Annotated in this window: 18 protein-coding genes; 12 read left to right on the forward strand and 6 right to left on the reverse strand. The window is 69.0% G+C overall.

Annotation, left to right across the window (positions count from 1 at the left end):
• Positions 1-151: 151 nt before the first annotated feature.
• From F1599_RS25295 to F1599_RS25305, 4 genes are all read left to right on the forward strand, one after another.
• Entirely contained in the window at positions 152-1,627 is a 1,476-nt protein-coding gene (locus F1599_RS25295; RefSeq protein WP_149316985.1) for a bifunctional 2-methylcitrate dehydratase/aconitate hydratase, read from the forward strand.
• Between the two features lie 267 nt (positions 1,628-1,894).
• Complete coding sequence (gene acnA / locus F1599_RS25300; protein WP_149316984.1) at positions 1,895-4,600, forward strand: aconitate hydratase AcnA; 2,706 nt, start codon at positions 1,895-1,897, stop codon at positions 4,598-4,600.
• Positions 4,601-4,851: 251 nt separating this feature from the next.
• Entirely contained in the window at positions 4,852-5,001 is a 150-nt protein-coding gene (locus tag F1599_RS26070) for a hypothetical protein (protein WP_190286452.1), read from the forward strand.
• A 243-nt stretch (positions 5,002-5,244) separates the two neighbouring features.
• Positions 5,245-6,447, forward strand: a complete 1,203-nt coding sequence (locus F1599_RS25305) for a DUF2863 family protein (protein ID WP_006579014.1) — start codon at positions 5,245-5,247, stop codon at positions 6,445-6,447.
• Positions 6,448-6,558: 111 nt separating this feature from the next.
• Here F1599_RS25305 and trmB read toward each other — a convergent pair whose 3' ends face one another.
• Complete coding sequence (trmB, locus tag F1599_RS25310) at positions 6,559-7,236, reverse strand: tRNA (guanine(46)-N(7))-methyltransferase TrmB (protein WP_190286453.1); 678 nt, start codon at positions 7,234-7,236, stop codon at positions 6,559-6,561.
• 385 nt (positions 7,237-7,621) lie between these two features.
• On the opposite strand from trmB, the gene F1599_RS25315 reads away from it, so the two are divergent.
• On the forward strand, positions 7,622-9,271 hold the full coding sequence (locus tag F1599_RS25315) for an ABC transporter substrate-binding protein (RefSeq protein WP_150084887.1): 1,650 nt from the start codon (positions 7,622-7,624) through the stop codon (positions 9,269-9,271).
• A 147-nt stretch (positions 9,272-9,418) separates the two neighbouring features.
• Here F1599_RS25315 and F1599_RS25320 read toward each other — a convergent pair whose 3' ends face one another.
• The 4 genes from F1599_RS25320 to F1599_RS25340 all read right to left on the reverse strand — a co-directional run bounded on the left by F1599_RS25320 (position 9,419) and on the right by F1599_RS25340 (position 14,793).
• Positions 9,419-10,333, reverse strand: coding sequence for a class I SAM-dependent methyltransferase (locus tag F1599_RS25320; RefSeq protein ID WP_150084888.1), 915 nt, complete (start codon positions 10,331-10,333; stop codon positions 9,419-9,421).
• A gap of 80 nt (positions 10,334-10,413) precedes the next feature.
• Positions 10,414-11,001 (reverse strand): DNA-deoxyinosine glycosylase, encoded by a 588-nt coding sequence (locus F1599_RS25325; protein WP_223819875.1) that lies wholly within the window; start codon positions 10,999-11,001, stop codon positions 10,414-10,416.
• Positions 11,001-12,920, reverse strand: a complete 1,920-nt coding sequence (gene htpG / locus F1599_RS25330) for a molecular chaperone HtpG (protein WP_150084889.1) — start codon at positions 12,918-12,920, stop codon at positions 11,001-11,003. The genes F1599_RS25325 and htpG overlap by 1 nt, the downstream gene beginning before the upstream one ends.
• A 322-nt stretch (positions 12,921-13,242) precedes the next feature.
• Complete coding sequence (locus F1599_RS25340; RefSeq protein ID WP_395897217.1) at positions 13,243-14,793, reverse strand: PLP-dependent aminotransferase family protein; 1,551 nt, start codon at positions 14,791-14,793, stop codon at positions 13,243-13,245.
• A 429-nt stretch (positions 14,794-15,222) separates the two neighbouring features.
• On the opposite strand from F1599_RS25340, the gene F1599_RS25350 reads away from it, so the two are divergent.
• The 7 genes from F1599_RS25350 to F1599_RS25380 all read left to right on the forward strand — a co-directional run bounded on the left by F1599_RS25350 (position 15,223) and on the right by F1599_RS25380 (position 22,337).
• Positions 15,223-15,996, forward strand: coding sequence for an alanyl-tRNA editing protein (locus F1599_RS25350; protein WP_149317122.1), 774 nt, complete (start codon positions 15,223-15,225; stop codon positions 15,994-15,996).
• Between the two features lie 5 nt (positions 15,997-16,001).
• Positions 16,002-16,655 (forward strand): LysE family translocator, encoded by a 654-nt coding sequence (locus tag F1599_RS25355; RefSeq protein WP_190286456.1) that lies wholly within the window; start codon positions 16,002-16,004, stop codon positions 16,653-16,655.
• A 193-nt stretch (positions 16,656-16,848) separates the two neighbouring features.
• Complete coding sequence (locus tag F1599_RS25360) at positions 16,849-17,820, forward strand: DMT family transporter (protein ID WP_223819882.1); 972 nt, start codon at positions 16,849-16,851, stop codon at positions 17,818-17,820.
• A gap of 33 nt (positions 17,821-17,853) precedes the next feature.
• Positions 17,854-18,309 carry a RidA family protein gene (locus F1599_RS25365; protein ID WP_149316979.1) on the forward strand — a complete coding sequence of 152 codons (456 nt, stop codon included), beginning with the start codon at positions 17,854-17,856 and terminating at the stop codon, positions 18,307-18,309.
• Positions 18,310-18,412: 103 nt separating this feature from the next.
• Complete coding sequence (locus F1599_RS25370) at positions 18,413-19,600, forward strand: aminotransferase-like domain-containing protein (RefSeq protein ID WP_150084892.1); 1,188 nt, start codon at positions 18,413-18,415, stop codon at positions 19,598-19,600.
• A gap of 47 nt (positions 19,601-19,647) precedes the next feature.
• Positions 19,648-20,292: a glutathione S-transferase family protein gene (locus F1599_RS25375; RefSeq protein WP_149316977.1), complete on the forward strand. Its 645-nt coding sequence runs from the start codon at positions 19,648-19,650 to the stop codon at positions 20,290-20,292.
• A 368-nt stretch (positions 20,293-20,660) separates the two neighbouring features.
• Positions 20,661-22,337 carry an L-lactate permease gene (locus F1599_RS25380; protein WP_150084893.1) on the forward strand — a complete coding sequence of 559 codons (1,677 nt, stop codon included), beginning with the start codon at positions 20,661-20,663 and terminating at the stop codon, positions 22,335-22,337.
• Between the two features lie 202 nt (positions 22,338-22,539).
• Here the strand turns inward: F1599_RS25380 and F1599_RS25385 are convergent, their stop codons facing one another.
• Positions 22,540-23,814 carry an SUMF1/EgtB/PvdO family nonheme iron enzyme gene (locus tag F1599_RS25385; protein ID WP_150084894.1) on the reverse strand — a complete coding sequence of 425 codons (1,275 nt, stop codon included), beginning with the start codon at positions 23,812-23,814 and terminating at the stop codon, positions 22,540-22,542.
• Positions 23,815-23,830: the final 16 nt, after the last annotated feature.

Below are 23,830 nucleotides of genomic sequence, written 5' to 3' on the forward strand. Positions count from 1 at the left end.
CGCCGCTCCGGCCGCTCCGTCGGCCGCCGCCCCGGCCGCGGCCGCCGGCGCCACCGAGCAGCAAGCGGCGCCGCGCCAGTAAGACGCGGTACCCGGCCCCGCGCTTGCATGCCGCGCGGGGCCACGCAGCACCACACCCAGGAGAAGTGTCGTGTCCGCAGCCAGTCCGAATCTCCGTCCAAATCCCCATCCGCAGGCCCGGCCCGAGCCGGACCAGGTGCTGGTCGACATCGCCGACTATGTGACCCGGTACCAGGTCAAGAGCGCCCTCGCCTACGACACCGCCCGCAACTGCCTGATCGACACGCTCGGCTGCGGCCTCGAGGCGCTGTCCTACCCCGCCTGCACCAAGCTGCTCGGCCCGATCGTGCCTGGCACCGTCGTGCCGCACGGCGCCCGGGTCCCCGGCACCCAGTTTCAGCTCGACCCCGTTCAGGCCGCCTTCAACATCGGCACGATGATCCGCTGGCTGGACTTCAACGACACCTGGCTGGCGGCCGAGTGGGGCCATCCGTCCGACAACCTGGGCGGCATCCTGGCCACCGCCGACTGGCTGTCGCGCCAGCGCGTCGCGGGCGGCAGGAAGCCGCTGACGATGAAGGACGTGCTGACCGCGATGATCAAGGCCCACGAGATCCAGGGCTGCATCGCGCTGGAGAATTCGTTCAACAAGGTGGGGCTGGACCACGTGGTGCTGGTCAAGGTCGCCTCCACCGCCGTGGTCGCGCAGATGCTGGGCCTGTCGCGCGACGAGATCGTCGATGCGCTGTCGCTGGCCTGGGTCGACGGCCAGAGCCTGCGCACCTATCGGCATGCGCCGAATACCGGCAGCCGCAAGAGCTGGGCCGCCGGCGACGCCACCAGCCGCGCGGTGCGGCTGGCGCTGATCGCCAGGACCGGCGAGATGGGGTATCCCTCGGTGCTGACGGCCAAGACCTGGGGCTTCTACGACGTGCTGTTCGACGGCAAGCCGTTCCGCTTCCAGCGCCCGTACGGCACCTACGTGATGGAGAACGTGCTGTTCAAGATCTCGTTCCCGGCCGAATTCCACGCGCAGACCGCGGTCGAAGCCGCGATGACGCTGCACGGGCTGCTGGACGGCATGGGGCGCACGGCGGCCGAGATCCGGCGCGTGACCATCCGTACCCACGAGGCGTGCCTGCGCATCATCGACAAGAAGGGGCCGCTGGCCAATCCGGCCGACCGCGACCACTGCATCCAGTACATGGTGGCGGTGCCGCTGCTGTTCGGGCGGCTGACCGCCGAGGATTACGAGGACAGCGTCGCCGCCGATCCGCGCATCGATGCGCTGCGCGAAAAGATCGCCTGTGTCGAGGATGCCGGCTTCACCGCCGACTATCACGATCCGGACAAGCGCTCGATCGCCAACGCGCTGACGGTCGAACTGACCGACGGCACGGTGCTGCCCGAGGTGGCGGTCGAATACCCGATCGGACACCGGCGGCGGCGCGAGGACGGCATCCCGCTGCTGGTCGAGAAATTCCGCACCAATCTGGCACGCCGCTTTCCGCCGAAACAGCAGCAGGCGATCCTCGACGTGTCGCTGGACCAGGCGGCGCTGGAGGCGATGCCGGTGCACGAGTACGTCGACCTGTATGTCATATAGCGTCGCCTCGGCATCGCTGGATGCCGCTCCGGCGCTTCGGGTCATCATCCCAGAATGTGATTTGTTTAGCTCTTTTACTGGTATAGGATGCGCGAGGCCGAAGTGGCGTGCCGGTTGCCCGTGCCGAACGTGACGCATAAAGTAATGCTGATGCCGTCACGCCGGCGCTGCAGTCGCCGCCCGCCACGTCATGTCGATGCGCAGCGAAGTTCGCACAACGTCCGCACGAAGTCCCGCAAATAGCACCTCTTCGATTGGAGTCAGGCAATGCCCCACAACTTGAACGACACGCTCAAAGAATTCCAGATCGGCCCTTCCGCGAAGGGACAGTTCTACTCGCTGCCGCAGTTGGGCAAGACCCTGGGCGTCGCCATCGAGCGCCTGCCGGTGTCGATCCGCCTGGTGCTCGAATCGGTGCTGCGCAACTGCGACGGCAAGAAGGTGACCGAGGAACACGTGCGCCAGCTGGCCAACTGGGACCCGACCGGCGCGCGTGTCGACGAGATTCCCTTCGTGGTCGCGCGCGTGGTGCTGCAGGACTTCACCGGCGTGCCGCTGCTGGCCGACCTGGCCGCGATGCGCAACGTCGCCGAGAAGATGGGCCAGAACCCGAAGAAGATCGAGCCGCTGGTGCCGGTCGACCTGGTCGTCGACCACTCGGTGCAGGTCGACCACTTCCGCGAGAAGAAGGCGCTGGACCTGAACATGCAGCTCGAATTCCAGCGCAACAACGAGCGCTACCAGTTCATGAAGTGGGGCATGCAGGCGTTCGACACGTTCGGCGTGGTGCAGCCCGGCTTCGGCATCGTGCACCAGGTCAATCTCGAATACCTGGCGCGCGGCGTGCACCGCAAGGACGGCATCTACTACCCGGACACGCTGGTCGGCACCGACTCGCACACGACCATGATCAACGGCATCGGCGTGGTCGGCTGGGGCGTCGGCGGCATCGAGGCCGAGGCCGGCATGCTGGGCCAGCCGGTCTACTTCCTGACGCCCGACGTGGTCGGCGTGGAGCTGCAGGGCCGGCTGCGCGAAGGCGTCACCGCCACCGACCTGGTGCTGACGATCACCGAGATGCTGCGCCGCGAGAAGGTGGTCGGCAAGTTCGTCGAGTTCTTCGGCGAAGGCACCGCGAGCCTGTCGGTGCCTGACCGCGCCACCATCGGCAACATGTCGCCGGAGTACGGCGCGACCATGGGTTTCTTCCCGGTCGACGAGAAGACCATCGAATACTTCCGCGGCACCGGCCGCACGCCCGACGAGATCGCCGCGTTCGAGGCGTATTTCCGCGCCCAGGAGCTGTTCGGCATCCCGCGCGCCGGCGAGATCGACTACACCAAGGTGCTGACACTGGACCTGTCCACGGTGGCGCCGTCGCTGGCGGGCCCGAAGCGTCCGCAGGACCGGATCGAGATCGGCAACGTCAAGCGGACCTTCGCCGACCTGTTCAGCAAGCCGGTCGCCGAGAACGGCTTCAGCAAGGACCCGGAGGACCTGGAGCGCGTCTACAAGACCTCGGACGGCATTCCGGTGCGCAACGGCGACGTGCTGATCGCGGCGATCACCTCGTGCACCAACACCTCGAACCCGAGCGTGATGCTGGCCGCCGGCCTGCTGGCAAAGAAGGCCGTGCAGGCGGGGCTGCACGTGGCGCCGCACATCAAGACCTCGCTGGCCCCCGGCAGCCGCGTGGTGACCGAATACCTGAAGGCCGCGGGCCTGCTGCCGTACCTGGAGAAGCTCGGCTTCGGCGTCACCGCCTACGGCTGCACCACCTGCATCGGCAATGCCGGCGACCTGACGCCGTCGCTGAACGAGGCCATCGTGCAGAACGACCTGGTGGCCGCCGCGGTGCTGTCCGGCAACCGCAACTTCGAGGCGCGCATCCATCCGAACATCCGCGCCAACTTCCTGGCGTCGCCGCCGCTGGTGGTGGCCTACGCGATCGCCGGCAACATCCTGTGCGACCTGATGACCGAGCCGCTGGGCAAGGGCAAGAACGGCCGCGACATCTATATCGGCGACATCTGGCCGACCTCGGACGAGGTCAATGCGCTGATGCGCTTCGCGATGGACGAAGAGACCTTCAAGGACAACTACGAGAAGGTCAAGAAGCCGAGCACGCTGTGGGGCAAGATCAAGGGCACCTCGGGCCAGGTCTACGACTGGCCCAAGTCGACCTATATCGCGCAGCCGCCCTTCTTCGAGAACTTCACGATGGAGCCCGACAGCGGCGCGCGCAGCATCCGCGGCGCCCGCGCGCTCGGCATCTTCGGCGACTCGGTGACCACCGACCACATCTCGCCCGCGGGCTCGATCAAGGACACCTCGCCGGCCGGCAAGTACCTGCTCGAGAACGGCGTGCTCAAGGCCGACTTCAACAGCTACGGCTCGCGCCGCGGCAACCATGAGGTGATGATGCGCGGCACCTTCGCCAACGTGCGCATCAAGAACCTGATGATCCCGCCGCGGGAAGACGGCACGCGCGTCGAGGGCGGCTACACGCTGTTCCAGCCGTCCGGCGAGCAGCTGTCGATCTACGACGCGGCGATGAAGTACATCGCCGAGGGCACGCCGACGGTGGTATTCGGCGGCGAGGAATACGGCACGGGCTCGTCGCGCGACTGGGCCGCCAAGGGCACGCAGCTGCTGGGCGTCAAGGCGGTGATCGCGCGCAGCTTCGAGCGGATCCACCGTTCGAACCTGGTCGGCATGGGCGTGCTGCCGCTGCAGTTCAAGGGCGAGGACAGCGCGCAGTCGCTGGGACTGACCGGCACCGAAACCTTCGACATCGAAGGCATCGAGGGCGAGCTGCGGCCGCAACAGGACGTCACGCTGGTGATCCACCGCGACGGCGGCCAGACCCAGCGCGTGCCGCTGCTGCTGCGCATCGACACGCCGATCGAGGTCGACTACTTCAACCACGGCGGCATCCTGCCCTTCGTGCTGCGGCAGCTGCTGGTGGCGTAAACGCCGCGCCATGAAGGCCGCGCCATGGCCCCCGGTGGCATTCGCCGCCCGGGGCGATGGCGCGGTCATCGCCTTGTCATGACTCCGTCATCGCCGCTTCATGGCCGCTGCATGGCCGCTTCATGGCCGCTGCATGGCCACTTCATGGCCGCATGTAAGTTCCACGCAAGCCTGCGCTGCCACACTCGGTCTCATCCATAGAACAGCGCGGCCCCTCCCTGGCGGCCGCCAACGAGACCTAGGAGACAAGCATGGCCAAGATCCTGATCGCCTTTATCGTCATCGCCGGCGCCGCCCTGATGCTGCTGATGCAGGGAGGCGGCGACGTCTCGATGGGTGGCGAGCAACACGGCACCGAGACCCACGCGCCGGCCTCGGGCGAGGCCAAGCCCCAGAAGTGACCGGGCAGCCCTGACGGGCTTGTGGCAAGGCGGACACCGTTCCGATGCGTCGCCCGGCAGCACCGCGCCGGTCCGGCAGGCACCTGCCGTATCGCTTGCGGATGCGCACTAGATGCGGGCGATGCCGACACGCCGACGATGCGGCGCATGGCACATCCATCAGGGTTTGCCCATGTGTTGGCTGGGCCGTGTCAACGCAACGAGTAGAATACCGTTTTACCGAAAAACGGATGAACTCAGCATATGGCAGGTTTTCGCCCCAAGGCCTCTCAACGACTGTCGCCGGACGCCGAGCGTCTCGTCGCCGACGCGCTCGCACTCGATGCGTCGGGTAGCCGCATGGAGGACGCGTATTGGGAACGGCGCCTATCGCAACGCCTGGGCCGGCTGCTGAAAAACGGCAGCCAGTCGGCGCTGGACGCCGCGCTCGAGCATCTGTTCAAGCACAACGTCGACGCCTCCGACGTCCTCGCCGAGCAGGCCGAGACGCTGGCCGAGTCGGCCACCGTCGAGATCGACGGCGTGCGTTACGACGCGCTGCTGATCGCGGCGCCGATCCTGGCCCACACCCGCTACGCGATTCCGTCGGGCGCGCTCAAGCCCGAGCAGGCGCAGACGCTGGCCGTCCACCTGCAGGCCCATGTAGTGGCCTCGAATGCCCGCATGGCGCTGTCGCCGTATCTGTACAGCATCGACCAGTTGCCGCGCACCCATAGCGACACCTTCGCGCTGACCCACAAGCTGATCTCGGCCGCGCTGGCCGGCGTCGCGCCCAAGGTCGATCTGCGCGACCTGCCCGAGACCGCGCCCATCCTGGCCGATCCGCGCTATCTGCTGGCGGTGGTGGTCGCCGAGCACGAGCAGCCGCTGTTCCGCTGGCAGGAGGAATCGAAGGAGCACCATGCCGAGCGCTCGGTGTGCCTGGAGCAATGGCGCACCCAGGTCCAGCCCTCGCTGGCGCTGCTGCTGCCGGGCTGCGAGTTCGAGCTGCTGCTGCCCGACGCCTTCTTCCTGTCGTGCCGCGAGTCGGACAAGAGCATCCGTCCGCTGACCGTGCGCGCGGCGGTCAACTATCTGTGCGGCACGCTCGATATCACGGCCGGCCAGCTGGCGGCCGTCACCGCGGCCTTCGGCGAGGACGAGGTCGAGGAATACCGCGTCGCCTTCACGATGCGCGGCGAGAAGGACGTGATCTACGGCATCGTCTGGCCGGTCTATGGCCGCGAGTCGGGCGAGATCGACGACAGCGGGCAAGGCAATCCGCTCGAACAGATCTGCGAGGAACTGCGCAACGCCGGCGTCGACGACATCTTCCGCCACGCCTCGCTGTTCGATCCCGAGTACTGCGAGGACTGCGGCACGCCGCTGTACGCGGACCGTTCCGGCGAGATCGTGCACGCCGAGCTGCCCGAGGACGCGCCGACGCAGCAGCCGCTGTTCCACTGAGCCGCGCGAGGCGGCAACGGAACGACCCGACGGCCCGCAACCCTGCGGGCCGTTGTCATTGCGGCGTGGCTCGTTGAGACGCGGACCGTTGCCCTTGCGCCGGGCCCGTTGTCATTGCGGCGCCGGCCCCTCGCTGACGCAGCGCCACAGCGGGTGGCCCGAGGCCTGGTACTTGCGCTCGAACGGCGTCATCGGCTGCGCCGGATGCCAGAGCTCGGTACGGGCGGGCCGGCCCACCAGCGCCAGCGCCTGCGCGAATTCGTCGATATACACCGGCCAGTTGCTGCGGCACTCCAGATAGTCACCGCAGGCGGCCAGCGCGGGAAACACCGCATGGCCGTGCCAGCGCCGTCCGAGATGCCCGATCTTGGGCCAGGGATTGGGATACAGCACGTAGTGGCGCGACACCGCGATGCGGTCGCGCTGCAGCAGGCGCCAGACGTCCACCAGATCGGCGCGCGCCCAGACAAAGTTGTCGGGGAGCGCGCCCTGCCACCAGTCCTTGCCGGCGGTCAGCCGCTTCTCGGACTGATCGACGCCGATGACGAAATAGTCCGGAAAGGCCTGCGCCAGCCGCAGCGTGCTTTCGCCGACGCCGCAGCCGGCATCGAGGATCAGCGGCGCGCCGCCGGCGGCCTGCCAGCTGGCCAGCGCCGCGTCGAGCGCGCGCCGGCTGACCTCGCCGATCGGCTTGCGGAACGGTTCGGCGAGATGGCGGGCGACGCGGGTGGCAAGCTGGTGGTGGGCATCGGTCTGGGCCGACGCGATCGGGCGGGAGTTGGCGAACATGGGCGCGATTCTACCGGGCGGGCTCCGGCGGGCGCTCGTTGGTGGACGTGCTTCGGTGTTTCGGTGTTTCGGTGCTTCGGTGGATGGGCTTCGGTGGATGGGCTTCAGTGGACGGGCTTCGGTGGACGGGCTTCGGTGGATGGGCTTCGGTGGGACGCGCGTCGGTTCGGGCGCGCCGTGCCTGCGCGACCCGCGCCTGCGGTCGCCATAAGCATATGACGCACGCATCGCACGCCGGCCGCGATTTATCGGCACAATGCGCACGAAGCCATCCGCGAACCCGCCTGCCCGGCGTGGCCGCCGTCCTCCCCAATGCGTCGATGTGTCGATGCGGGGACCGGCAAGCCCGCCTCCCGCGCAGGCCCGTACCAGGAGCCAAGCAACGATGCCGCACCGCCACCGCCCCCTTCACAAGTCCCGCCAGACGACCCCCGCCCAACCGTCCCGCCGCGGCTGGCTGCGCACCAGCGCCGCGCTGCTGGCCACGCTGAGCGCCAGCGCGGCCCTCACGCTGCTGCCCGCGGGCGCCGCCCAGGCCGAGGACCTGCGCATTGGCCTGGCGGCCGACGTCACCTCGATGGACCCGCACTGGAACAACGCCGGGCCCAACAACGCGATCGCGCTGCATATCTTCGAGTCGCTGGTGTTCATGGACAAGAACGCCCGCTACATCCCGGGCCTGGCGCTGTCGTGGAAACCGATCGACGCCACCACCTGGGAAATCAAGCTGCGCCCCAACGTCAAATGGCACGACGGCTCGCCGTTCACCAGCGAGGACGTCAAGGCGTCGCTGCAGCGCCCCGAGAAGCTGACCAACGCGCCGGGCTCGTTCACCAGCTACACCAAGCCGATCGCGCGCATCGACACGCCGGACCCGCTGACGGTGCGGCTGACCATGAACGTGCGGAACTACGCCAACCTCGCCAACGACCTGAACAGCGTGCCGATCATGCCCAAGCGCATCGCGGCCACGCTGAACCAGACCGACTTCGACAGCGGCAAGGCGATGATCGGCACCGGGCCGTTCAAGTTCGTCCGCTTCGCGCGCGGCAGCGAGATCGTGATGGAGCGCAATCCGGACTACTGGGGTCCGAAGCCCGAGTGGGACCGCGCGGTGTTCCGCATCATCACCGACAGCGGCGCGCGCACCTCGGCGCTGCTCGCCGGCGACGTCGACGTGATCGAAAGCGTGCCGTCGGCCGACGTGGCCAAGCTGAAGAAGGATGCGCGCTTTCGCATCGAGCAGCAGGTCTCGTGGCGCACGATCTTCTGGCAGATGGACCAGTGGCGCGACGATCCGCCCTATGTGACCGACCGCGCCGGCAAGCCGCTCGGCAAGAACCCGTTCAAGGATGCGCGCGTGCGTGCCGCGATCAGCCATGCGCTGAACCGCGACGCGATCGTCTCGCGCATCATGGAAGGCTTGGCGGTGCCGGCCTCGTCGATCGTCTCGCCGCAGATCTTCGGCCATCCGGGCACCAAGCCGGACGCCTACGATCCGCAGCGCGCCAAGCAGTTGCTGGCGCAGGCGGGCTATCCGAACGGCTTCGGCCTGACGCTGCATGCGACCAACAACCGCTATCTGAACGATGCCGCGGTGGCGCAGGCCACCGCCAGCATGCTGACGCGCATCGGCATCCAGACCAAGGTCGAGACGATGCCGGTGGCGGCGTACTTCACGCGCGCGCGCCAGGGCGATTTTTCCTTCCAGATGCTGGGCTGGGGCTCGGCCGCGGCCGACGTCGCGCTGCGCTCGATCACGGGCACGCCCGATCCCAAGACGGGCTACGGCACGTGGAACTGGGGGCGCTACAGCAATCCGCAGCTGGACAAGCTGATCGAGACCTCGCTGACGACGATCAGCAGCGACAAGGCGCGCGAGGAGAACGCGCGCACCGCGGCCAGGTTCGCGCTGGCCGACCACGCCATCATCCCGTCGCACAGCCAGCTTGCAATGTGGGCGATGCGCAAGGGCGTACGCTACGAAGCCCGCACCGACGAATGGTCGCTGGCGCAGTTCTTCCACAAGGAATAACGGCGGGCGGGAGGAACCACCTCGCTCTCCCCGACTCTCCCACCCCTCTCCCCCCTGATCGGGAGAGGGAGAACCCCTGAGCAGAAATCCGGCGAGAGGCGCCCCTCTCCCGCGCGCGGGAGAGGGGCCGGGGGAGAGAGCCGCGGCTTAAATCCGCAGCCGCTCTTCCTGCCGCGCATTCGCGCGGCGCAAGCCCTTGACCCACTGCCGCGCCGGCAGCCCGGTCGCTTCCTGCACCACGCGCGCGCGCTGCTCCAGGGTCTCCCAGTCGATATCGATCGCCGGCCCGTTGAAGGCGAGCGCGATCACGTTGCCGTCGTGCACCTCCGGGAACACCAGCACGCGGTCCTCGAACGCCTCGCAGATCCGCACGATGTTCTTCGGGAAGCTGTCGTGGTCGCCGAACAGGTTGATCGTCATCACGCCAGGGGCCTTCAGCACGCGCCGGCAGGCCTTGTAGAAGGCCGTGGTGTCCAGCACCGGACCGCGCGCGGTGGCGTCGTACAGATCGACCTGCAGCACGTCGTGCGCGCCAGTGCTCGCGGGGTCCATCACATAGTCCCAGGCGTCCTGCTCGCGTACCGTCAGCCGCGCATCGTCCTCGCGCAGGCCGAACATGCTGCGCCCGGCGACGATCACGGCCGGATTCAGTTCGACCGCGGTCACGCGCGCCCTGGCGAAATGCCGATGGCAGAACTTCGTCAGCGAGGCCGCGCCCAGCCCAAGCTGCGCGATATGGAAATCGCGCTGCGACGGCGACAGGAACAGCAGCCAGGCCATCATCTGCTGCGCGTATTCGAGCTCGATCGCGTCGGGCTTGCGCAGCCGCATCGCGCCCTGCACCCACTCGGTACCGAAATGCAGGTAGCGCACGCCATTCCATTCGGAGAAAGTCACCGGCGCAAAGCGCGGCGTCATCCGTTTCTCGTCGCGGCGATCCTCCGCCGCACCGAGATCGGAGGCGGTGTCGCGATCGTGGCGGCGCGCATTGCGCTCCCGTTCGCCGCGCGCGGGACGGCGGGAAGCCACGGCTTCGATCGATTTTCGTTTCAACAGGGTCATCAGTCAGCAATGCGGCAGGCTACGGAAAGACAGCCCGGGTCCAAGGCGTCCAAGGAGTCCGACGGGCGGTCCGCGTCAAATCACGGCCGCGATTGTGACAGAAGCGCGCGCCACAGCTGCAGCTTCTGCTCGAAGGTGCGCGCCGCGTGGGCGGGGCTCGACGAGGGCAGCACCACGGTCTCGTAGCCGGCCGCGGCGAATTGCGGCGCAAAGCGGCCGGATGTGCCGCCGTTGAAGCCGACGCGGCGCAGCGCCGGTGCAAGCTGCCGCAGGCGCTCGAAATCGTTCGCCTGCGGATGGCGGATATTGGAATCGAGGCTGCCCGGGCGCACGCAGGCGCCCAGCACGTCCCAGATGCCGACGCGATGCGCCAGCACGCGCGTCAGCCGCTCGGCATAGGGCAGCTCGGGCAGCGGCTCGCCAAGCAGCGCCCCCAGCAGCGGCCAGAACTGGTTGCGCGGATGCGCGTAGTACTGGCGCGCCGCCAGCGAGGCGGCGCCCGGGAAGCTGCCGAGGATCAGCACGCGGGTATGGCGGTCGATCACCGGCGGCAGACCTTGCTGCAGGTCCGCCGGTACCTCCGGTGTTGCAACGGGCGTTGCACCGGGTAGTGCCCCCGCTGCCGCCTCCGGTCGCGCCGCCCGTGGCGCCCCACGCCGGGCCGGCATCAGGCCAGCAGCTTGTTGATCCGCTGCACGTAGGCCGCCGGATCCTCCAGCATGCCGCCTTCGGCCAGCAGCGCCTGGTCGAACAGCACGTGCACGCGGTCGGCGAAGGCATCGGCATCGCCCTCGGCCCCGGCGCCCGCGAGCTGGCGCAGCTTGCCGACCAGCGCATGCGACGGATTCAGTTCGAGGATCGGCTTGGTCTGCGGCGCCTTCTGGCCGGCCTGCTTCAGCAGCCGCTGCAGATAGCCGCTGATCTCGCCCTCGTCCGACACCAGGCACGAGGCCGAGTCGGTCAGGCGCAGCGTCACGCGCACGTCCTTGGCCTTGTCGGCCAGCACTTCCTTCGCGCGCGTCAGCACGTCCTTCCATTCGTCCTCGGCCTTCTGCTGCTCGGCCTTTTCTTCTTCGTCGGCCAGCGCGCCCAGGTCCAGGCCGCCGCGCGCGACCGACACCAGCTCCTTGCCGTCGAACTCGTTCAGGAAGGACAGCATCCACTCGTCGACGCGGTCGGTCAGCAGCAGCACCTCGATGCCCTTCTTGCGGAACACCTCCAGATGCGGGCTGGCCTTGGCGGCATTCCACGTGTCGGCGGTCACGTAATAGATCTTGTCCTGGCCTTCCTTCATGCGGCCGACATAGTCGGCCAGCGACACGGTCTGCTCGGCCGAGTCCTGGTGCGTGGAGGCAAAGCGCAGCAGCTTGGCCAGCCGCTGCTGGTTGGCCGTGTCTTCGCCCAGGCCCTCCTTGAGCACCTGGCCGAACTGCTGCCAGAAGCTCGCGTACTTGTCGCGCTCGGCCTGGTCCTCGCTGTCGGCCATCGCCTCGAGCATCGACAGCACGCGCTTGGTGCTGCCCTCGCGGATCGCCTTGACGTCGCGGCTTTCCTGCAGCAGCTCGCGCGAGACGTTCAGCGGCAGGTCGGACGAATCGATCACGCCCTTGACGAAGCGCAGGTAGTTCGGCAGCAGCTGCTCGGCGTCGTCCATGATGAAGACGCGCTTGACGTACAGCTTCAGGCCGCCGCGATGGTTGCGGTCCCACAGGTCGAACGGCGCGCGCGCCGGGATGTACAGCAGCTGCGTGTATTCGTTGCGGCCTTCGACGCGGTTGTGCGTCCACGCCAGCGGCTTCTCGTGGTCGTGCGCGATGTGCTGGTAGAAGGCGACGTACTGCTCGTCGGTGATGTCGCTCTTGGCGCGGGTCCACAGCGCGCTGGCCTGGTTGACGCTCTCCCACTCGCCGGTGCGCTTGTACGCGCTGGTGTCGGCGTCCCAGACCTCCTTGGGCATGCGGATCGGCAGCGAGATATGGTCCGAGTACTTGCGGATGATGTCCTTGAGCTTCCACGCCGACAGGAAGTCGTCCTCGCCCTCGCGCAGATGCAGCGTGATGGCGGTGCCGCGCTCGGCGCGCTCGATCGCATCGACGGTGAACTCGCCGTCGCCGCCGCTCTCCCAGCGCACCGCCTCGGAGGCGGGTACGCCGGCGCGGCGGGTCTCGACCGTGACGCGGTCGGCGACGATGAAGGCCGAGTAGAAACCGACGCCGAACTGGCCGATCAGCGCGGCGTCCTTCTGCTGGTCGCCCGACAGCTGCTCGAAGAATTCCTTGGTGCCGGAACGCGCGATCGTGCCCAGGTTGCGGATCGCCTCGTCGCGGCTCATGCCGATGCCATTGTCGGTGATCGTGATGGTGCGGGCCTTGCTGTCGGTCTCGATGCGGATCGCCAGGTCGGCGTCGTTCTCCAGCAGCGCGGGATTGGCGATCGCCTCGAAGCGCAGCTTGTCGGTGGCATCCGAGGCGTTCGAGATCAGCTCGCGCAGGAAGATCTCCTTGTTGCTGTACAGGCTGTGGATCATCAGATGCAGCAGCTGCTTGACTTCCGCCTGGAAGCTCATCGTCTCGTGCGTGGCGTTCATGGTTCTCCTCGTGAATGGATCCGGGCGCCGCCGCCGCGCAGGGCGGCAGCGCCATCGTGCAATTCGCGTCGCCGCGGCGGGCTTGGCATGGCGCTGGACCAAGGCCGGCATGGCCGCGCCGGTGGCGGCCAGATAGGGGCGCCCCGGCGGTTTTTCAAGTGGTGGCCGCGGCACGGCCCGGGGCGGCTCGGTGCCCCCTAAGCCAAGGGCGGGGCCCCGCCACGGCCATGGGGACGCGGCACGGCTCCGGCTCCGGCTCCGGCTCCGGCTCCGGCTCCGGCCCTGGCCCTGGCCCTGGCCCTGGCCCTGGCCCCGGCCCTGGCTACAACCGATCCAGCTGGCGCGCCAGGAAGTCCAGCATCTGCGGATCGTGGCCGCAGGCGACGTTGAAGCGCATCCAGCCCGACGGCAGCTGCGACGGCGAGAACAGGCTGCCGGGCGCGAACAGATAGCCCTCCTCGTGCCCCGCGGTGGCGATCGCATTGGTATCGCGGCCGGTATCGGCCCACAGGTACATGCCGGCATGCTGGCCCGGAAACAGCGTCAGGCCCAGCTTCTCCAGCGCGTGCCGGGTCTCGTCGCGCGCCCGCTCGAGCCGGTTGCGCACGCGCTCGACGTGCTTGCGGTAGTGCCCCTCGGTCAGCACCTTGTACAGCACGCGCTCGTTGATCTCCGGCGTGGCGAGCCCCGCCAGCAGCTTGGCGTCGGTCAGGCTCTGCACCAGTTCGGGACGGGCCGCGACGAAGCCGACCCGCAGATTGGCCGCCAGCGTCTTGGAGAAGCTGCCGAGGTAGACCACGCGCTTGAGCTGGTCCAGGCTCGCCAGCCGCGTGGCCGGATGGCCCGGCGGGCACAGGTCGCAGTAGACGTCGTCCTCGACCACCAGGAAGTCGTACTGCTCGGCCAGCCGCAGCAGCTGGAAGGCCTTGGCGGCCGACAGCGAGGTGCCGGTCGGGTTGTGCAACACCGAATTGAGGATCAGCAGCCTGGGACGGTGGGCCTGCACGATGCGCTCCAGCGCTTCGAGGTCCGGGCCTTCCCCCGTGTAGGGCACGCCGATCACCTGCGCGCCCTGGGCGGCGAAGCGGGCGAACATCACGAACCAGGCCGGATCGCCGACCAGCACCGGATCGCCGGGACGGACGTAGAGCCGCGCGATCAGGTCCAGCGCCTGCGTGATGCCCGAGGTCAGCAGGATCTGCTCGGGCGCCGCGCCGATCTCCAGTTCGGCCAGCCGCGTGCGCAGCTGCTGGCGCAGCGGCAGGAAGCCCTCGGGCGTGCCGCTGGCGAGGAAATGGCTGCCCGGCTGGCGCGCCAGGCCGCGCAGCGCGCTGCCGATCAGCTCGCCGTCGAGCCAGTCGTTGGGCAGGAAGCCCAGGCCCGGCGCCTTGCGCGGCTCGGCCCGGTGGAACATGTTGCGCAGCAGCCAGGGCACGTCGATATTGCGCGACCCATGCGGCGCCGGCGGGGCGGCCTCGCTCGGCAAGCCCGCGCCAAGGCCCGCACCGATGCCCGGCCCGCGCTCGCGCACGAAAAAGCCCGAGCCGCGCCGCGATTCCAGATAGCCGAGCGCGACCAGCCGATCGTAGGCCTCGACCACGGTAAAGCGCGAGATGCCCTTGTCCTGCGCGAGCTGGCGGATCGACGGCATGCGCATGCCGGGGCGGAACACCCGCTCCTCGATCCGCATCCGCGCCCATTCGGTCAGCTGCCCGACCAGCGTCATCTGCGCCGAGGGCACCGGATCGGGCAGGCTGCCGGCGGCCGACAGCTCGCCGGATGCCGTGGGGGCCGACGGCAACACCAGCCGCAGCGGACGGCGGCTGCCGGCACGCGCGGCCTTGCCGGCAGCCTCGGCCTTCCCTTCGCCCATCGCGTGCCCGGCTGGCGCCGCTGGTTCGGTCTCGCCGTGCGGCGATCCGGCTTGGTTTCCTGTTTCCATGGACGGCCCCCGAAAACTGTACTGAGGATCAGCAGAATAACTGTATCGGTACTGTACCGACAACCTTGTCTAACATCGACCCACGTTGAAAGCCTGCCGGGCATCACCTGACGGCCGGCGCGAGGCTGTCCGGGCGGCGCCGCCATGCCGGGACAGGCGGCCGCACCGGTACAGGCCCAGAGGCACCGCCGACCCAATAGCGATACCCGAGCCGATACCCGAGCCGATACCCGAGCCGATACCCGAGCCGATACCGGCGATACTCGCGATACCGCTGATATCCCGCGATATCCGCCGGTATCCGCCGATATCCGCGATTTCCCCGCAGAACAAAGGAGACTCCCGATGTCCGACACCCTGTTGCCGCCGACGCGCAAGCGCTTCGACGAGGACGCCTATCTCGACCGCTGCAGCGCCACCGTGCTGGCGGTACTGCCCGAAGGCATCGTGCTCGACGAAACGGTCTGCTACGCGCGCAGCGGCGGCCAGGCCGGCGACACCGGGACCCTCACGCTGGCCGACGGCAGCACGATCGCGCTGGCCGAGACCCTTTACGCGGCCGACCGCAGCGCGATCCTGCACGTGCCCGCGCCGGACCAGGCGCTGCCGGCGCTGGCCCCGGGCGACCGCGTCACCGTGGCGATCGACTGGGCGCGCCGCCATCGGCTGATGCGCCTGCACACCTGCCTGCATCTGCTCGGCTCGCTGATCCCGGTGCCGGTCACCGGCTGCAACATCAACCCGGACACCGCGCGCATCGACTTCGACCTGCCCGAATCGACGCTGGACAAGGCCGATCTGACCGAGCGCCTCAATGCGCTGATCGCCGCGGATACGCCGGTTCGCATCGACCGCATCACGCCGGAGCAGCTGGCGGCCGAGCCGGACCTGGTGCGCACCATCGGCGCGGCGCCGCCGGCGGGCACCAGCCAGATCCGCATCATCGAGATCCCCGGCATCGACCGCCAGCCCTGTGGCGGCACCCATGTCGCCGCGGTCGGCGAGATCGGCCCGGTGGTGGTGAGCAAGATCGAGAAGAAGAGCCGCACAAACCGGCGCGTGGTGGTGAACTTCGCCGAAGCGGCCGATCAGGCGATGATCTCCGACGCCGGTCCGGCGCGTGCCGCGGCATGAGCCCGATGCCGATCGATGCGTCCCTGTCCGCCTGGCTTGCGGGCCTGACCGCCACGCAGTTTGCCGCGCTGCTGTCGCTGATGACGGTCGGCCTGTTCACGCCCGGCCCCAACACCACCATCGCCGCGGTGACCGGCGCCAACTTCGGCCTGCGCGCGACGCTGCCGCACTGCATCGGCGTCGCGCTCGGCTTCGCCAGCATCCTCGCGCTGTGCGCGGCAGGGGTCGGCGCGCTGATCGTCGCCAGCCCCGTGCTGGCCACGATCGTCCATCTGGCGGGCGTCGCCTACCTGCTGTGGCTGGCCGCGAAGATCGGCCGCAGCGCCGCGCTCAGCGACCGGCAGGTACTGGCGCCGCTGTCGGTCTGGCAATCGGTGGCGCTGCAGTACGCCAACATCAAGGCCTGGATGCTGGCGCTGGCGATCGCCGCCTCCTACATGTCCGGGGCCGAGTCGCCGCTGCAGCGCGGCCTGCTGGTGTGCGCGGTGTTCGGCGTGTTCGGCTTCCTCAGCAATGGCGCCTACGGCGCGATGGGCGCGTCGCTGCGCCAGTGGCTGCAGGTCGGCCAGCGCATCCGCTGGTTCAATCGCGCGATGGGGCTGGCGCTGGCCGCGACCGCGCTGTGGATCGCCTTCGCGGGGCGGCCGGCGATGCCGTAGCGCACGCAAAAGCCGCCGCAAGAACAGCGCACAAGCACAGCCGCACAAGAACCGTCGCTCAAGAACGCCACCGAACACAGTCCCTGCCAGAACAGCCCCGCATGAACGCCCGCAAGACCACCCGCATGAACGCCACCAGGACCCTGCCATGACGCAACGCGACACCGCCGCGCCCTGTCCCTCGCGCGCGGCCATGCCCGCCGAGGCCCCCAGCGGCGGCATGCTGCTCGGCTTCATCGGCGTGGCGATCTTCAGCCAGACGCTGCCGTTCACGCGCATGGCGGTGGCCGAGCTCGACGCCACCTTCGTCGCGCTGGCCCGCGCGCTGGTGGCGACGCTGCTCGCGCTGGCGCTGCTGTGGCAGCGCGGCGCGCTGTCCGCGGCGCACCGTCCGCGCGGCGGTCAATGGTTCCGGCTGGCCGTGACCGCGCTCGGCGTGGTGATCGGCTTTCCGTTGTTCTCGTCGCTGGCGATGCGCGAGGTGCCGGCCAGCCACGGCGCCATCGTGATCGGGCTGCTGCCGCTGGCCACCGCGGTGTTCGCCGCCTGGTTCGGCCGCGAGCGGCCGTCGATCGCGTTCTGGGCCGCGGCGCTGGCCGGCAGCGCGCTGGTGGTCGGCTTCGCGCTGTGGCAAGGCGCCGGCGCGCTGCAGCACGCCGACTGGCTGCTGTTCGCCGCGATGGTGCTGGGCGCGCTGGGCTACGCCGAGGGCGGCAAGCTGTCGCGCGAGCTCGGCGGCCTCGAGACCATCAGCTGGGCGCTGGTCGTGTCGCTGCCGGTGGTGCTGCCGACGGTCGCCTGGATGGCCGCGCAGACGCTGCCGCAGATCGCCGCCGCGTCGGCGCGCGCATGGCTGGGCATGGCCTACGTCTCCCTCTTCTCGATGTTCATCGGCTTCGTCTTCTGGTACGCCGGACTGGCGAAAGGGGGCGTGGCCCGCGTCGGCCAGATACAATTGCTGCAGCCGTTCATGACGCTGGCCGGCGGCGCCTTGCTGCTGGCCGAGCCGCTCGACGCGCCGACCATCGGTTTCGCCGTCGCGGTGATCGCGGTGGTGGCGCTGGGGCGCCGGACCGCGGTGCGTGCCGCGCCCGGATCCGCCACGTCGGCCACGTCGGGCCCGTCCGCTGCGTCCGCGGGCCTGCCGCCCGCACGATCCCGCTGAACCCTCACGAACTCTCGCACAACAGGAGTCTGCATGTCCGTCTATGACACCCTCGCCCGCCTGGGCATCGAACTGCCGACCGCCGGCGCCCCCGCCGCCGCCTACGTGATGGCCGCGCAGACCGGCAACACGGTCTTCCTGTCGGGCCATATCGCCCGCAAGGACGGCAAGCCGTGGGTCGGCAAGCTCGGCGACCAGCTGGGCACCGAAGAGGGCAAGGCGGCGGCGCGCGCGATCGCGATCGACCTGCTGGCGACGCTGCACGCGCACGTCGGCGACCTGAACCGCGTGACGCGCATCGTCAAGGTGATGAGCCTGGTCAATTCGACGCCGGACTTCACCGAGCAGCACCTGGTCACCAACGGCTGCTCCGAGCTGCTGGCCGAAGTGTTCGGCGACAAGGGCAAGCATGCCCGCAGCGCGTTCGGCGTCGCGCAGATTCCGCTGGGCGCCTGCGTCGAGATCGAGATGATCGTCGAAGTCCAATAAAGCCAGCCCCAACTTTTCAGGCGTGCGCGCAGCGCGCATCGCCGCACCGATTTGACCGACATCGCGCGGCGCCGCCGCGCGAGAACCACACCAAGAGACCATCATGCATTGGGCCATCTCCCGCCGGGCGCAACAACTGACCAGCTCGGCCATCCGCGAAATCCTCAAGGTCACCGAGCGTCCGGAAGTCATTTCGTTCGCCGGCGGCTTGCCGTCGCCCGCGACCTTCCCGGTCGCCGCGATGGAACAGGCGGTGGCCCGTGTATTCGCCGACAATCCGCACGCCGCGCTGCAGTACACCGCCACCGAGGGCTATCTGCCGCTGCGCGAATTCATCGCGCGCCGCCATGGCGTCGATGTCGAGCGCGTGCTGATCACCACCGGCTCGCAGCAGGCGCTGGACCTGCTGGCCAAGGTGCTGATCGATCCGGGCAGCCCGGTGCTGGTCGAGACGCCGAGCTATCTCGGGGCGCTGCAGGCCTTCTCGCTGTTCGAGCCTGAGTTCGTCTCGCTGCCGAGCGACGACCAGGGCCTGCAGCCCGAGGCGCTGACCGCCGAGCTGACCGCCGGCGCGCGCTTCCTGTACGCGCTGCCGAACTTCCAGAACCCGACCGGCCGCCGCATGCCGCTGGAGCGCCGCCAAGCGCTGGTGCAGCGCGCGCGCGAACTGAACGTGCTGCTGATCGAGGACGATCCCTACGGCGAGCTGAGCTACACCGGCAACCAGCTGCCCACGCTGCTGTCGATGAACCCGGACGGCGTGATCTACATGGGCTCGTTCTCGAAGGTACTGGCGCCCGGCCTGCGGCTGGGCTACGTGATCGCCCCGCCCGAGCTGCATTTCAAGCTGTGCCAGGCCAAGCAGGCCTCCGACCTGCATACGCCGAGCTTCACGCAGCGCGTCGCCTACGAGACGATCCGCGACGGCCTGCTCGATACGCATATCCCGACCATCCGCGAGCTCTACGGCAACCAGTGCCGCTACATGCTCGATGCGCTGGCGCGCCATATGCCGGCCGGCGTCAAGTGGAACCAGCCCGAGGGCGGCATGTTCATCTGGATGTCGCTGCCGGAAGGGCTGGACAGCATGGCGATCCTGCAGGAAGCGGTCAAACGCAACGTCGCCTATGTGCCCGGTGCCCCGTTCTTCGCCACCAATCCGCGGCAGAATACGCTGCGGCTGGCCTTCGTCACGGTGCCGCCCGAGCGCATCGAGCAAGGCGTGGCGATCCTTGGCAAGCTGTTCGCGGAGGCCATCGCGGCGCAGGCCGGCCACGCCAAGGCGGCCTGATCCGGCGCTGACTGGCCACGGCACCGACCAGAACAAGGAAGACCAATATGTTGCGCATCTGGGGCCGGCTCTCTTCGATCAACGTCCAGAAGGTCGTCTGGTGCGCGCGCGAACTGCATCTCGATCACGAGCGGATCGATATCGGCGTCACGCGCGGCGACCTGGATACCGAGGCCTACGTCCGCCTGAACCCGAACCGGCTGATCCCGGTGATCGAGGACTTCCGCGGCACCGATATCGGCGGCGAGCCGTTCGTGCTGTGGGAATCGAATGCGATCGTGCGCTACCTGTGCGCGCAGTACGGCGAAGGCACGCTGTGGCCGGAGGACGTGCGCACCCGCGCCTCCGCCGACCGCTGGATGGACTGGCAGAACACCGCCTTCACGCCGGCCATGGTCGACGCCTTCGTGCAGACCGTGCGCACGCCGGCGGAGCGCCGCGACGCCGACGCGATCGCCCGTTCGATCGCGCGGGCCGAGCCGCTGGCCGCCCTGCTCGACAAGGCGCTGACCGGGCGCGAATTCATCTGCGACGACCGCTTCAGCATGGCCGACATCTCGCTGGCCTGCGCCGCGCATCGCTGGATGGGCATGCCGATCCAGCGCGAGCCGCGTCCCGAGCTGGAGCGCTGGCTGGCGAAGATGCGCGCGCGGCCAGCCGCGTCGGGCATCCTGGTGCTGCCGCTGGCTTGAACACCTCCGATGGTCCCGGCGCTGGCGCCGGGCCAGCCGCCGGAACACCATCTCCGCAGCGGTTCCCTCCCCCGCAGTTGTTCCTTCCCCCGCCCGCCGTGCCGGCAAGCAGACATTTCCGTTCCGCAACAATTGGAGTACGCTGCACACCGGACGCGCGCCCCGGGCAAACCCTGATTCCTGAATCCGGTTCACGCCCATCGTGACGCGATGTATCGCGGGTGACCTATAGCCGTCCTTAAAATCCTTCGCTTGCTCGTGCGCGAAGCTTGGGTCACCCCTGCGCGTCCCTGTCGTGCGCAGGCAAACCGGCGAGGATCGCCCGCAGAAGGATGGCTCGCCGGCCCATCACTGAGGAGGATTCAATCGTGTGGAGTCAAGTCTACGACCCGCTCGGCAGCATGGCCCTGTCCACGCTCGCCGCGGGCGTGCCGGTCGCGGTGCTGTTGGGCGCGCTGGCGTTCTTTCATTTGCAGGCCCATCTGGCCGCCGGCCTGGCGCTGGTGGTCGGCATCGTGGTCGCCTCGGCGATCTTCGGCATGCCCGCCGCGATGGCCGGCAAGGCCGCCGGCCTGGGCATCGCTTCCGGCCTGTTCCCGATCGGCTGGATCGTGCTGAACATCATCTTCCTGCACCGGCTGACCACGCTGAACGGCTCGTTCAAGGTGCTGCAGGGCTCGATCGCCGGCATCACCGAGGACAGGCGCCTGCAGCTGCTGCTGGTGGCGTTCAGCTTCGGCGCCTTCTTCGAGGGCGCGGCCGGTTTCGGCACGCCGGTGGCAGTGACCGGCGCCATCCTGATCGGCCTGGGCTTCTCGCCGCTGGCCGCGTCGGGCCTGGCGCTGATCGCCAATACCGCGCCGGTTGCCTACGGCGCGCTCGGCTCGCCGATCATCGCGCTGTCGGCCGTGACCGGCCTTGACCTGCTCGACCTGTCGGCGATGATCGGCCGCCAGCTGCCGCTGTTCTCGGTGCTGGTGCCGTTCTGGCTGATCTGGGCCTTTGCCGGCTTCCGCGGCATGCTGGAAGTCTGGCCCGCCATCCTGGTGGCCGGCGTCAGCTTCGCGATCCCCCAGTTCCTGGTGTCGAACTACCACGGCCCGTGGCTGGTGGACGTGATCGCCGCGCTGGTGTCGATGGGCTCGCTGGCGCTGTTCCTGAAGGTCTGGAAGCCGAAGAAGATCTGGACCACCACCAAGATCCTCGGTCGCCACGACGAGTCGAAGGTCGACGATCCCGAAGCGGTCGCCGCCGAGGCGCGCGCCAACGCCGCTGCCGCCGGCATCTCGACCGCCAAGGCGTGGATGCCCTGGGTCATCCTGACCGTGTTCGTCTTCATCTGGGGCGTGCCGCAGATCAAGAAGGCCTTCGACGCGATCTGGTCCTGGAAGTATGCGATCCCGGGCCTGGACAAGGCCGTGCTGAAGGTGCCGCCGGTGGTGCCGCAGCAGGTCGCCGAGGCCGCGGTGTTCAACTTCAACGTGCTGTCGATGGCCGGCACCGGCATCCTGGTCGCCGCCGTCGTCGGCGGGCTGCTGATGGGCTATTCGGTGCCGCGCCTGCTGCGCGAGTACTGGAACACCATCAAGCTGGTGCGCTACTCGCTGCTGACGATCTGCGCGATGTTCGGCGTCGGCTACCTGACCCGCTATTCGGGCCTGGACGCGACGCTGGGCCTGGCCTTTGCCCACACCGGCGTGTTCTACCCGCTGTTCGGCACCATGCTGGGCTGGCTGGGGGTCGCGCTGACCGGTTCGGACACCGCGTCGAACGTGCTGTTCGGCGGCCTGCAGAAGACCACCGCGGAGCAGCTTGGCCTGTCGCCGGTGCTGATGGCCTCGGCCAACAGCTCGGGCGGCGTGATGGGCAAGATGATCGACGCGCAGTCGATCGTGGTGGCCTCGACCGCGACCAAGTGGTACGGCCACGAGGGCGACATCCTGCGCTACGTGTTCTTCCACTCGGTCGTGCTGGCGATCCTGGTGGGCCTGTTCGTCACGCTGCAGGCCTATGTGGACCCGTTCACCCGCCTGGTGATCCACTGATCCACTGATCCACTGATCGACCGACGGCGATGCCGTTCTCGCGCAAGCGGGACGGCAAGTCCGGCAACGAAAAAAGCCCCGCTTCGGCGGGGCTTTTTCATGGCGGGACGATCCGCGTCGCCGGTGCTTCGCCGCTTCGTCGCCGGTTCTTCGGGGCGTTACGCACGCGAAGCGCCCACAGTGCTCAAAGCGCTGACAGCGCTCACAGCGCGCAGGTACGGAACCCCACGAAGGCCGCGTCTTCCTCGGGCGCCAGCGCCAGCCGCGCGCGCGCATGGCGCAGCCGCGTGGGCCCCACGAAGCAGGCGCCGCGCACGGCCTGGCAAAGGCCGAACCGCGCCTGCATCTCGCTGTCGCCGGGACCCGGGTGCGAGGGCACGTCGGCGAAGCCGGCATAGGGCTCGTACGGCGTCGCGGTCCATTCGCGCACCATGCCCCAGCGGAAGCCACCGCGATTCTGCACCGCGGCCATCTCCCATTCGGCCTCGTCCGGCAGGCGGCGGCCGGCCCAGGCGCACCAGGCCTGCGCCTCGTACAGCGTCACGTGGCGCACCGCCTCGTCGGGATTGAGCGTGCGCAGCGTGTCGAAGCGCTGCGCCATCCAGGCGCGCGTCTGCGCATGGCGCTCCCAGTAGCGCGGCGCCGAGCGCTCCTGCGTCATCAGCCACTGGCGGCCGGCGGGCGACCACCAGTTGGGCCGCTCGTAGCCGCCGTCGTCGACGAATTCCAGGTATTGCGCGTTGGTGACCGGCGCGGCGTCGATCTCGAAGGCCGGCACATAGGTCGGCTGCGCGGGCAGTTCGTCGGGCATCGCGAAGCCGTCCGGCTCGCCCCAGCCCTGTGTGAAGCGGCCGCCGGGAAACTGCAGCGTGCCGGCGTCGGGCACGCTGACCGGCGGGCGGGTCAGCGCGGGATCGTCAGGCGCCATCGCCAGCGCCTGCAGCAGCGCCGCGATGCGCTCGATCTGCGCGTCCTCGTGCTGCAGGGCCCGGCGGAAGGGATACAGCGTGTCGTCGCCATCGTCGGGCAGCAGCGCGATCCGGCGCAGCACCGCGTCGAGCACCGAGGCCGCGTAGTGCTTCAGCGCGGCGACGTCGGGCAAGGCCACTTCCCAGCGCGCATCGGGGCCGATGCGCTCGGGATCGAACCATTCGTCGGCGCCGTCGAGCAGCGCCGGCGCGGCCGGCACCGGCAGCAGCACGCCGGCGCGCTCCTGCCATTGGACGTCGCGCAGGCACCACCATTCGGCATGCCAGGCGAGATGGCCCAGCGTCCATAGCGGTGGATCGGCATCGTACTGGCGCGGCACGATCCAGCCGCGGCGGGCTGCGCCGAACGCGGACAGCCAGGCCAGCGTGCGGTTGCGGCTGTCGACCAGCGCCTGCGCCAGCCCCTCGCGCGGCAGGCGCCGCGCGTCGCTCCAGTCGTGCCGGCCGCCGGTGAAATACAGATCGGGAAGCATGGTGAAGCCGCTCATCGGATTGCCCGTCTCG

Source organism: Cupriavidus cauae, from assembly GCF_008632125.1.
Classification (GTDB): Bacteria; Pseudomonadota; Gammaproteobacteria; order Burkholderiales; family Burkholderiaceae; genus Cupriavidus; species Cupriavidus cauae.

Coding starts and splice junctions, on each gene's coding strand:
- acnA (WP_149316984.1), top strand. CDS start 1,895: ATGCCCCACAACTTGAACGACACGCTCAAAGAATTCCAGATCGGCCCT.
- F1599_RS26070 (WP_190286452.1), top strand. CDS start 4,852: ATGGCCAAGATCCTGATCGCCTTTATCGTCATCGCCGGCGCCGCCCTG.
- F1599_RS25305 (WP_006579014.1), top strand. CDS start 5,245: ATGGCAGGTTTTCGCCCCAAGGCCTCTCAACGACTGTCGCCGGACGCC.
- trmB (WP_190286453.1), bottom strand. CDS start 7,236: ATGTTCGCCAACTCCCGCCCGATCGCGTCGGCCCAGACCGATGCCCAC.
- F1599_RS25315 (WP_150084887.1), top strand. CDS start 7,622: ATGCCGCACCGCCACCGCCCCCTTCACAAGTCCCGCCAGACGACCCCC.
- F1599_RS25320 (WP_150084888.1), bottom strand. CDS start 10,333: ATGACCCTGTTGAAACGAAAATCGATCGAAGCCGTGGCTTCCCGCCGT.
- F1599_RS25325 (WP_223819875.1), bottom strand. CDS start 11,001: ATGCCGGCCCGGCGTGGGGCGCCACGGGCGGCGCGACCGGAGGCGGCA.
- htpG (WP_150084889.1), bottom strand. CDS start 12,920: ATGAACGCCACGCACGAGACGATGAGCTTCCAGGCGGAAGTCAAGCAG.
- F1599_RS25340 (WP_395897217.1), bottom strand. CDS start 14,793: ATGGGCGAAGGGAAGGCCGAGGCTGCCGGCAAGGCCGCGCGTGCCGGC.
- F1599_RS25355 (WP_190286456.1), top strand. CDS start 16,002: ATGCCGATCGATGCGTCCCTGTCCGCCTGGCTTGCGGGCCTGACCGCC.
- F1599_RS25360 (WP_223819882.1), top strand. CDS start 16,849: ATGCCCGCCGAGGCCCCCAGCGGCGGCATGCTGCTCGGCTTCATCGGC.
- F1599_RS25365 (WP_149316979.1), top strand. CDS start 17,854: ATGTCCGTCTATGACACCCTCGCCCGCCTGGGCATCGAACTGCCGACC.
- F1599_RS25370 (WP_150084892.1), top strand. CDS start 18,413: ATGCATTGGGCCATCTCCCGCCGGGCGCAACAACTGACCAGCTCGGCC.
- F1599_RS25375 (WP_149316977.1), top strand. CDS start 19,648: ATGTTGCGCATCTGGGGCCGGCTCTCTTCGATCAACGTCCAGAAGGTC.
- F1599_RS25385 (WP_150084894.1), bottom strand. CDS start 23,814: ATGAGCGGCTTCACCATGCTTCCCGATCTGTATTTCACCGGCGGCCGG.